The sequence below is a fragment of the Psychrobacter sp. 1Y4 genome (assembly GCF_051847555.1).
In genome coordinates, this window is sequence record NZ_JBPYDE010000464.1 from 1 (window position 1) to 753 (window position 753).

General features: G+C 46.2%; 2 protein-coding genes. Both read right to left on the reverse strand.

The window, feature by feature from the left end:
• Positions 1–120: 120 nt before the first annotated feature.
• On the reverse strand, positions 121–279 hold the full coding sequence (locus tag ACS8FC_RS16985) for a hypothetical protein (protein WP_439297650.1): 159 nt from the start codon (positions 277–279) through the stop codon (positions 121–123).
• A partial coding sequence (locus ACS8FC_RS16990) for a cupin domain-containing protein (RefSeq protein ID WP_439297651.1) occupies positions 269–753 on the reverse strand: 485 nt, incomplete at its 5' end. The genes ACS8FC_RS16985 and ACS8FC_RS16990, both read right to left, overlap by 11 nt.

Here is a 753-nt window from a genome sequence, read left to right on the forward strand (position 1 = left end):
TATTTCATGAAGATGCTGAAAATCGTATATTATCATGGACAGAAGAATAAGGTAGTTATATTGAAATTACGATAAATATTCGTAGGAATATAATCTAACCGTTAGCCCTGACGGTAACGTTTATCCTGCTTGAAAAGGCGTGTTGCTAAGGCTAGTTTTTAGGGCAGTATCGTGATCAAACAGGAATGCCCCAAACCGTAGCCAAGCTACGCCTAGATAAGTAGGCAGTAGAGGATAGTAGGATTGGCTGTTTTTACCACTAGACAGTTCAAACCTCACCCAAATCCTCCATATCCACATACTCCTTTTTACCATGGATCTTATACATTTTGCGATTGATCTCTGGATACAGGGTAATGTCAATCGGTGGTCGGCTGCCACCCATTAGATAAGTGGCATCGGCATCGCTCTCATTGCGCATCGAGTGCGCCGCGCCATGAGCAGGGAAACCGACAAAATCTCCAGCACTCAGTTGATACTGCTCATCGCCATAGCGCAGCGACAGCTCGCCTGACAGCACATAAATAAACTCATCAGACTCCTCATGATAGTGATGCGTCGTCGTCTCATCGCCTGCCTCCACTCGCACCAGATGTAAGCCAAATTTCGTCAGACCGACAATATCACTGAGCGACACTGTATGGCGAATGGCTTGCTCATTGAACTGATGGACATGCTCAGTCTCAGGCGTGTTATCGATATCGGCTTTGGTCAAGACGTATGCTTGCGTGTCCTTACGTGGCTGTTGGTCTG